Genomic DNA, 10,043 nt, shown 5'->3' with positions numbered 1-10,043 from the left:
CCCCTCGGCGGACGCCGGCCATGGTCGCGAGTGGGAACCGTCGTCGTGTCATGCAGATGTTCTTCTGTTGCCGGTCAGCGGCGGCGGAACAGGCCCTGCGATGGTGGCTCGGACGGCGGCCGCGGGGGAAGGCGGGCCGGTGGGGCGGCCTTGGGAGCGACGGGGTGCCAGCCCGCGGGCATCGGCAACGGCGCGTCCTCGGGCAGCCGGCGGATGGTCGGATCGTACGGATCAAGCTCGCCTATGTCGAAGCGGACATTTTTGATCTTCCACTGAAACGAGTCACCCGCTGTGCCAGCGAGTTTGTAAGAGCCGTCTGGCAGGAACACAGCCCACGTGTCTTTGGTGGGCCCGAGCAGCGTGGCGATCAGGGCGCCGGTGGCAGCGTCCCACAGGCGTACCGTGCCGTCGTTCGATCCGGAGGCGATGATGGATCCGTCCGGGGAGAATCGAACCGACCACACTGTGTCCGCGTGCCCTCTGAGGGTGCGCAGGTGTTCGCCAGTTGTGGTATCCCACAGCTGCACTGCGCGGTCACCGGCCGCGGCGGCGATGGTGGCTCCGTCCGGGGAGAACGCCACCGACCGTACCGAGCTCGTGCGGGAGCTGGGGATGGCGTGTCGGAGGTGCCCGGTGGCAGCGTTCCACAGGCGTACCGTGCCGTCGTTCGATCCGGAGGCGATGACGGCTCCGTCTGGGGAGAACCGCACGGACCATACTGTCCTGGTGTGCCCTTGGAGGGTGTGCAGGGGCTTGCCGGTGGTGGTGTTCCACAGCCGTACCGTACGGTCGCCGGCCGCGGCGGCGATGGTGGATCCGTCCGGGGAGAACGCCACCGATGACATCCAGCTTGTGCCGTTATCGGTGAAGGTACGTAGACATAGACCGGTGACGATGTCCCACAGGCGTACCGTGCCGTCGTTCGATCCGGAGGCAATGGTGGTTCTGTCGGGGGAGAACTCCACCGACCGTACCGGGCCGGCGTGGCCGGTGAGTGGCGGCAGGGGGCTGCCGGTGGCTATGTTCCACAGCCGTACCGTACGGTCGCCAGCCGCGGCGGCGATGGTGGATCCGTCCGGAGAGAATGCCACCGACGACACCAACTGGGTATGGTCGGCGAGAATGCGCTGTCGGCGGCCGGTGCGGACATCCCACAGGCTGACCGGTCCATCCTGCGTCCCGGTCGCCAGGAGCGTGCCGTCCGGAGAGAAAGCCACCGCTGTCGCGTCCGCCCTGTTTCTGGGCGAGGTCCTGGGAAGCGGGGTCAGTTGGGCGCGGTCACGGCCGGCTACCGCGGCGTCAGCCAGTTCGGACATGCTGCCGAGGTGTGTGGTCTGTCCTCCGAGGACGGCCGTGCGGTGCCAACGGCTGCCCGTTATGACCGCGTCGGTGAGGTTGACCTCGGTCAGTCGTGCGTGGGACAGGTCCGCGTCGGTGAGGTCGGCGCTGCATAGGTTGGCCTGATCGATTCGGGTGTGGTCGAGTTGTGTTCCGCGGAGCAGGGCGTCGTCGAGGCGGGAGTTACGGACTTTCGTGCTGGACAGCCGCGCTCCGGAGAGGTCCGCGTGGGTGAGGGTGGCGTTCTCGATGGTGGCGCCGGTCAGGTTCGCCTCGCGCAGGTCGGCGCCGGTCAGGTCGGTGTGGGCGATCCGGGTGTCGGTCAGGTTCGCCCGGCGCAGGTCGGCTTCCCGCAGGTCCGACCGATTGGACAGGTCCTGGCCGGCGAGGTCGGCACCGGCGAGTTTTGCTCTGATACGCAGTCGTACGCCCAGCCGGCGGGCCACGAGCAGCGCGTTCGCCTTCGCAGCGGTGGCGGCGTGCGGGTCGTCGATCATGTTCTGGGCCCATCTGCTGGCCTGGTCGCGTCCGATGAGGTTCACGAAGAAGTCGGCCATCAGCTCCGTCATCTTCCCAGCCCCCAGCAGCTCCCGCGCGCTGCCCGCGGCGAACTGGCGGGCGGCCTCGGCGGCGACCAGGTACTCCATCACCGAGGAGTGGATGAACGAGAACCGGCCGTCGGCGTCCCGCACGAGCAGGGTGCCTGAGCCGATCATCTGGGTCAGCTCGTCACCGGTGAGTTCCGCCGGGTTGCTCATGCTCGCGAGCACCGCGGCGGCGGTGGCCGACAGCTCCTCCACACCGATGTGACGTTCGGTGCTGCCCCAGAGGGTCAGGGCCAGGCGGGTGGCCGCGTCCAGCCGGTCGGCCTTGGACAGCGAGGGTGACGCTCCACCCGGGTGGGCGCGCCGCTCCTCGTGGTCGAGCCAGGTGTCGACCAGCTCCCGGTACAGGTTGGCCGGGTGGATCGTCCCGTCGCCGCCGCGAGCCTGCCGCAGCCGCTTGTCCTCCAGGGCCGTGATGAAGGACAGCATCCGGGGATTGCGCGAGAGCCCTGGCAGGTCACGGATGCCGCGGATCAGCGTCATCCGTTCGTCGGCCCGCTGCCTGGCCTGGGCCCGGTGGTGTGCCAGGTCGGGCGCCGAGCCGGGTGTCGGGCCGGTCGTGCGCACCCTCAGGTCCCGAATGTATCGCTGGACCAGGAAGCTTTCGATCTGGGTGTCGGTGAAGTCCTCGATCCGGACGATGCGCCGGCCCGGGATCAGGTCGACCCGTTGGGCGAGGGCCTTGAACACCTGGTCGTCGGTGAGGAAGTACTGGGTGCGGCTGGTCAGCACGATCTTCGCCTGGCCGCGGACGGCCGCCAGCAGCGTGCCGAGATGCTCGGCCGCGCGGTCGTAGGTCACCCGCAGGGCCAGTTCGTCGAACCCGTCGAAGAGCAGGATGACCCGGCCCGCGTCCAGCATGTAGCGGAACGCCGCGAGGTCGAACCGGGTCTGCTCGCTGTTCGCCAGATGGGCCGCCACCAGCGTGTCCAGGTCGTGCGACTTCTCCAGCCCGCGTAGCTCGATCAGCATCGGGGTCACGTACCGCCGGTCGGTGGGCAGCCGCCGGGCCAGTTCGCGCAGCAGGAAGGTCTTGCCCCGGCCGAAGTCGCCGAGGATCAGGACGAACCGGGACTGGTCGGTGGTCAGCCAGCCGGTCACGTCCGCGAGCGCGTCCTGTGACGACGGCCGGTCCCGTCCGTCCAGGCGGGTGGCGCGTTGGGGTACGTACAGCTCCGGGGGGTAGATCTGGTCGGATTCCAGCCGGCGGGTCTGCCGGTTGAGGTAGCCGCGCAGGTCCAGCACGCCCTGGTATTCCGGCATGCTCAGCAGCCGCACGCCGTCCCGTACGGCCCGTGCGACCAGGTCGGGGCCGGCCTGCTCGTCCCCGCAGTAGACCAGGTCGCAGAACAGCGTCGGGCTCGTGGCAAGGTAGGGCCGGTGGATCGTCCGGACGAACTCCGCCAGCGCGTCGGCATCGGCGTTGCCGTCGAGCAGGCCGATCACACGCTGCTCCACCACCTGCCCCTCGGCGCGCCAGACCCGCAGGTGGGCGGCTCGTTCCCCGGCGGCCTCCACCCGCTCGACCGTCGCGGCCGGGTAGCGCAGCCTGGCCACTTCGGCGGCGTCGTCCAGCAGGTCCCGAGGACGGTCACGGGGCCACGGCGGTGGCAGGGGTGTCTCGTCGGGGTCAGGCGGTCGGGGCCGTCGCTTGTTGCAACCGTTGGGGTCGCTTCGGGCTGGCGGGGGAAAGACGGCGTGCGCCGAGGTGAGGTCGTGGGACGTGTGGGCCGGTTGCCGCCGGCCGGCAGGGCTGTGAGCGGGCGCGAAACAGGTGAACCCCGTCCGGTTGATCCGGATCACCTGGTAGCTTAGCCGGCCGTCATCCTGTCGCAGCGGGAGTGTGGGCAGGCCCGACGGGAGCGTGTGGGCGTCTGTGTCCTGCCCGTGCAGCAGCAGGTTCAGGTGAGGGGCAAGAATCCGGTCGAGCTCTTCGGTGTCCCGCAGGACGCCGTCCTCGGATATCCCCGGCGGGCGCTCGTCAGGATTCTCGCCGGCGGGGCTGTGGTGCACGGCGCCGATCCGCAGCCAGCCGTCCCGGGTGAACTCGTGCAGGGCGTCGGCGACGCTGCCGAGCTGCTCGGTGCCCAGCCAGCCGTGGTGCACCAGATGTGACTGGGCCATCGTCGAGTTCAGCCCCGCCACCACGACCTTCAGGCCGGGCATGGCGAAACGCGACCATTCTTCACCGACCTGGAAAACGATGTCCGTGTCCGGGTCGTAGAAGTGGCGCAGCAGCTTGTTGAAGAACTTCCATTTCGGCGAGTACGGCGGGATCGGCTCCTTGCCCTCGGCTTCCTGCTGAAGAAAGTGCGCCTCGCAGAGCTTACGGCTGACGTCGTGACTGCCTGGGATGATCGCGAAGCGGTCGTGGTCGAGGCCCAGGGCGTCGGCCAGCCCGGCCAGCAGGTCATATGCCTGCTCGAACTCGGGTTTCGTGCCCGTCTCGGTGAGGTCGCCGGTGACGACGACGAGATCCGGACGTGGCCCGCCTGCGCCGACGTCGATGCCGCTGTCGGCGCCGGTAGCCAGTCGGCGCAGGTCGTCGGACAGCCAGGTGACCAGCGTCGCAGGCGTCCGGCCGGCTGCGGGCTGGGCGAGTAACCGCATTCCCGACAGGTGCAGCACGGTGACGGTGGATTCACTGATTGTTTCGCCGGCTATCCTGTCGGTGTCGGATGACGCGCCAGGAAAATCCGGCCGGGTCGACACCGCGCGGGGCGCGATGCTCCTGAAGTGGCCGATTTCATGGCCTGGCCACGGTGGTTTGACCGGCGGCTTGATACGCCCTCCCAGGGCTGCCTGAATGCCGGATAGCAGGCGGCTCGCGGCCTCGTCCTCGTTCTTCAGACCTATGAGGTCGATATAGATAATTGATCCGAGCAGTCCGTCTGGTTTGCATTCACGAACTCGAACAGGAATCGTCCGGCGCTGGTGTCCCTGTGGATCGGAGCGCCAGAACGGCCGCCATTCAGCTGTACCGAAGGGCGAGCTGCCGAGATAGTCCGGGGACAGGACCGGCAGGACTCGTTCGGCCCGTCGGATGCCTTCCTCCATACGGTCGGTCCAGTCCCTGCCCGGGACGAAGTCCCAGTCTTGAAGCAGCACTCGGAACCGCCGGCCCGGTTCCCGTTCGGTCGCCTCCAGGTGCCAGGCGATCCACTCCGCCCAGCCCCTGTCCGCCTTCGTGCGGCTGATGAAGAAGTCGAACTCGTAGTCGTCACTACCGGCCGCGTCGCCCCCGTTGCCCACAAGTCGAGAATGCCACCCTGCGGCATGGGTTGTGCGACCTGGGTCGGATAGAACGGGATGTGTCCATTCAGGGGTGCAAGATCGTAGTCCGCTGAGCTGGGTGTTTGCGTTGGTGTGACACGCCGCTGGTGTCTGGTGGTCGGGGCTGGCGGCGGATGATCTGGGTTGTGACTGGCCCGTCCGTGTGGTGGGAGCCGTGTCTGGCGGCGGCTGAGGCGCGGATCGAGGAGTTGGCTGCCGGGCTGGCGCAGGCGCGGGTGGGTCTGGCTGAGGCTGAGGCGGGTAACGAGAAGCTCGCGGTGGTGAACGGCCGGTTGCGGCAGGTGGTGGAGGACGCCGCGGCGCGCCATGAGGCGGAGATAGACGCGGTGCGCGCGGAGCGGGACCAGGGGCGTGGGCGGGCCGCGGAGCTAGAGCGGAAAGTCACCGAGCTGGAGTTGGAGGTCGCCGAGTTGCGGCGGCGGGTCGGGATGGACAGCACGAACTCGTCGGTCCCGCCGTCGAAGGAGCCGATCGGCGTCAGAGAGAAGCGGAAGGCGCCGCGGCGCCAGGCCTCGGAGCGGGTCCGGTCCAAGGACCGCAAGCCCGGTGGGCAGCCGGGCCATCCGGGGGCGGGGCTGCGGCGGGAGGCCGAGCCGGACCGGTCGTTACCGGCGGACCCGCCGTTGGAGTGCTCGTCGTGCGAGGCCGACCTGACCGGCGCCACGGTGCTCCCCGACACGTGGGCGCAGGTCTGGGACCTGCTCGGTCCGGTGCTGGAGAAGGTGGAGTGGGTGCTGCCGCGGCGTCGTTGCGGCTGCTGTCGGAAGGTCACCACCGCCGGGGTGCCCGGGGTGGCGCACGCGGCGGCGGGCACGGTGTCCTACGGGCCCCGGCTGCACGCGGCGGCGGTGCTGCTGGCCTCGGAGGCCGACGTGCCGGTGGAACGGGCCGCGATGGTCATCGGCGCGCTGCTGGGGGTGGAGGTCTCGGCCGGGTTCGTCGCCCGCGCGAACGCACGACTCGCTCACGACCTGGAAGCGGCCGGGTTCGACGGAGCGATAAAGGCGGCGCTGCGCGCCGAGCCGGTGCTGTGCGGCGACGAGTCCCCGGTCAACGTGCTACGCAGGGACCTGGACGAGGTCACGGGCACGGTCCTGTCGGGCACCCCGCACCTGCTGGTCGTGCGCACGCCGACACCCGGGCTGGTCTGGTACGCGGCGATCCGTTCACGCTCGTCGGAGGCCATCGACGCCACCGGGGTGCTCGACGGGTTCACCGGCTACCTGACCCGCGACGACTACGCCGGCTGGCACCAGTACGACCCCACCCGCGCCGGGGGGCAGCGGTGCTGTGCCCATCTGATCAGGTCGTTGCGGGCGGTGCAGCAGCTCGCGCCGGGCGCGTCGATGACCGCAACCATCCCGGTCTGGTCCTCGCCCGCCGGCTCGCCACGAAGGCCGACCAGGTCTGGCTGTTCACCACCAACTTCACGATCCCCTGGACGAACAATCCCGCCGAGCAGGCCATCCGCCTCCCGAAACGCCACCAGGCCGTCTCGGGCTACTGGCACACCCCCCCGCACCCTGGCGGGCTACCTCCGCGTGCGCGCCTACCTCGTCTCCGCCCGCGACCACGGCCTGACCGCCATCGACGCCATCCGCCACGCCCTCGCGGGCAAACCCTGGATACCGGTTCCGCGAGCGGCCAGTGCCCTGCCCGCCCTCACCATCTAAACCAACATCCACACGGTGTTGATCAAGTCACCACCCGTGAATGGACACAACGGGATCCCTGTCTCACAGCGTCCAGATCGTTTCGATCGGTAGGGCGTGCATGCGGTCGCCGAACGGGAGTGGCTGCGCTCCCGTGTACATCACGTAGCCCGCGATGAACTGGTCACCGGCTTTCCGGGCGAGCTGGTGCAGCCCTCGGAAGTCGTCCGCGCGGACCGTCTCGGAGGCTTTGACCTCGATGCCGACGATCTCGCCTGACGCGCGTTCCAGCACGGCGTCCACCTCATTACCGTCGCGGTCACGGTAGTGGAAGAGTTGTACCGGCTCCTCTGCCCAGGTCAGTTGGCGCGCGAGCTCGCCGATGACGAAGTTCTCCAGCAGTTGACCGACGGGTGCCGTTGGATGCGCCGCTCGTTTGAGGGACATACCGGTCAGGTGTCCGGCAAGCCCCGAGTCGGTCATGATTGTTTTTGGCGTGGCGACCGCTCGCGTGGTCAGATTGTTGGACCATGCCGGGATTCTCCGTACAACATAGATCAGCTCCAGCGCGTCCAGATGGCGGCGGACCGTGGACGCGGGGATGCCGAGATCGCGGCTGAGTCGCTGGGGGACGACCAGGCCCGCCATGCACGCCGCGACCGCGCCGATCAGCCGGCGTAGCTCGGTGACGCGCGTGATCTCGGATACCTGGCGTATGTCGCGTGCGATGAGATCTGCCAGATAGGAGTCGAAGAACCGGCCACGGCGCCGCGTGTCGGTGCGGCGTACCGCCTCCGGATAACCGCCTCGCAGGGCGCGGGCAACATAGTCCGGGCGGCGCAGGGTGCTCTCCGGCGCGGGTGTGTCCGGGCCCTGGTTGAACACGGTGTCGATGAAACTGTCGGGGGCTCCGTGGATCTCGCCCTGCGACAACGGCCACAGCTCGATCGTTTCGCTGCGGCCGGGCAGGGCGTCAGGCAGGTCGCGCAGGCCCAGCAGCCGAGCCGAGCCGGTGAGCAGGAACTGGCCCGGGCGGGGATCGCGGTCGACCGCGAGTTTGATCCCGAGCAGCAGTTCGGGCACCCGCTGGATCTCGTCGATCAGCAGCAGGCCGTCATGGCGGACGAATCCTGTCGGGTCTGTTCCGGCGGCATCCCGGACCGCCGCGTCATCGAGGAAGTACATCCTGGTGTTGGCCGAGGCGCTGGCCACCAGTTGGGCGAGTGTGCTCTTGCCGACCTGCCGGGCACCGTTGATCACTACGACGCGCGTGTCGATGAGCGCCTGCTCGACCAGGTCGACGGCATGGCGCGGGTAGAGATCCGGAGTGGTCGTCATCCCGTCCGATGATATCGCCAACCATGATCGATGGTGGATCTGCCGTGAGGGTCGTGGTGGATCTGCCGCATGATCCGTGGTGGATCTGCCGTAAAGATCACGGTGGATCTGCCGCGGGGGTCGTGGTGGATCTGCCGGGCGTCCCGTGGTGGATCTGCCGCTTACCGCGTGGTGGATCTGCCGGGGGTTCAGGGGGCGTGGCGGGGTCGTTGGCCGGGGTCAGGGCGGCGTCCAGGAGGGCGTCTCGGTTGGCCAGGATGAATTCCTTGAGGGCCGGCGGCAGCAGCGTGAAACCCGCGAGGTCCTCGCCGCGCAGGTCGACGCGTTCGATGTCGTAGCCGCCCTTGGCGGGGTTGGTGAACTCCGTGCCGGTGCGGGCGGTGAGATCCATGGTGACCAGCCGGCAGACGAAGAAGTGCTGGACGACGAGGCCGGGCCGGCGGCCGTCACGGTCGCCGCCCGCCTTCGGCGGCCTTGGTTCGCTGGTGAGGAACACCTGCTGGACGCGGTCGACGGTGGCGCCGAGCTCCTCGGCCAGCTCGCGGTGCAGGGCCGCCTCGACGGAGGCGTCCTCGGGGTCGACCCCGCCGCCGACCGTGGACCAGTAGGGCGCCACGCCGGGTGGTGTCCGGTGGAACACGACCAGATACCCGTCGTCGTCGATCAGGATCGCTCGGGCCGCCCGCCGCACGATTCGCACCGGTCCATCATCGTCCCCGCGCCGGTGCCGCCGGTATCCGGACGCTCCTCGGCCGTTTCGGGCATACGGCGGAGGGAGGAAACGCGATAGATACGGAAAGTGACGACGGCGGCGTGTCCGGCTCCGCTCGAGGCCGGGCCGTCGCGGTTCGGCCCCGCATCGATCTTTTGGCCTGGCCGTGGCCGGCACGTGTCGCGATCATCTCGACCGGGCTCTGCCCCCTTGTCGGAATGCGTGCAACCATGGGCAGGTGCCGGTCTATCGAGATGAAGGTGTCGTCCTGCGGACGACGCCGCTGGCCGAAGCCGACCGCATCATCACGGTTCTGACCCGGCGGACCGGGCGGATACGCGCGGTGGCCAAGGGGGTGCGCCGCACGTCGTCCCGTTTCGGCGCGCGGCTGGAGCCGGGCACCTACGTCGATCTCCAGCTCCACGAGGGACGCTCGCTCGACACCGTCACCCAGGCCGACATACTCAGCCCGTACGGCGCGGTGATCGCGTCGGACTATCCCCGGCACACCGCGGCGGCGGTCATGCTGGAGACCGCCGAGCGGCTGACCAGCGAGGAGCGCCAGCCGGCGATGCGGCTGTTCCTGCTCCTCGTCGGTGGCCTGCGCACGCTCGCCCAGGGTGAGCGGGCGCCGTCCCTCGTCCTGGACGCGTTCCTGCTCCGGGCGCTGACCATCGCCGGTTACGGGATGGCGTTGGCGGACTGCGCCCACTGCGGGGACCCGGGGCCCCACCACGCGTTCTCCGTCCCGGCGGGAGGCGTAGTGTGCCCGGAATGCCGACCGCATGGAGCGGTGTCGATGTCCCCAGCCGCCGTGACGCTGCTGTCCGATCTGCTCACCGGGGACTGGGAGCGCGCCGGGGCAAGCGAGACCCGCACCCGGCGCGAGGCCGGCGGATGCATTGCCGCATACCTTCAGTGGCATCTCGAATACGGGTTGCGTACATTGCCCCATCTGGAGCGGGTGTGAACAGGACCGGGCAGCACGCCATGGGCATTCTTGACGCAGCCACCGTCGACAGGGCCACTGGCAGGGCCACCAACAGGGCCGCTAACAGGGCCGTCAGCAGGGCCACCGACAGGGCTGACAGGGCTGACAGGGCC

General features: G+C 69.3%; 4 protein-coding genes and 1 pseudogene. 2 read left to right on the top strand and 3 right to left on the bottom strand.

The features are described 5' to 3' along the window. Window positions 1-74: 74 nt before the first annotated feature. A complete protein-coding gene (locus AC5LSR_RS03180) occupies window positions 75-5,195 on the bottom strand; it encodes a TIR domain-containing protein (RefSeq protein WP_493468123.1) in 5,121 nt (1,706 codons plus the stop codon). A 155-nt stretch (window positions 5,196-5,350) separates the two neighbouring features. On the opposite strand from AC5LSR_RS03180, the pseudogene AC5LSR_RS03175 reads away from it, so the two are divergent. Beyond that, window positions 5,351-6,910 (top strand): annotated as a pseudogene (locus AC5LSR_RS03175) (IS66 family transposase). 63 nt (window positions 6,911-6,973) lie between these two features. Here the strand turns inward: AC5LSR_RS03175 and AC5LSR_RS03170 are convergent. Then, window positions 6,974-8,227, bottom strand: a complete 1,254-nt coding sequence (locus tag AC5LSR_RS03170; RefSeq protein ID WP_250281157.1) for an ATP-binding protein — start codon at window positions 8,225-8,227, stop codon at window positions 6,974-6,976. A 97-nt stretch (window positions 8,228-8,324) separates the two neighbouring features. Further along, window positions 8,325-8,927, bottom strand: coding sequence for an NUDIX domain-containing protein (locus AC5LSR_RS03165; protein WP_250281159.1), 603 nt, complete (start codon window positions 8,925-8,927; stop codon window positions 8,325-8,327). 250 nt (window positions 8,928-9,177) lie between these two features. Between AC5LSR_RS03165 and recO the strand changes: the two genes are divergently transcribed. After that, window positions 9,178-9,909, top strand: coding sequence for a DNA repair protein RecO (gene recO, locus AC5LSR_RS03160; RefSeq protein ID WP_250281161.1), 732 nt, complete (start codon window positions 9,178-9,180; stop codon window positions 9,907-9,909). Window positions 9,910-10,043: the final 134 nt, after the last annotated feature.

Source organism: Protofrankia sp. CiP1_Cm_nod4 (assembly GCF_982290645.1).
Note: the sequence above shows the minus strand (reverse complement) of the source record. Positions and strands in the feature narration are given on the sequence as shown.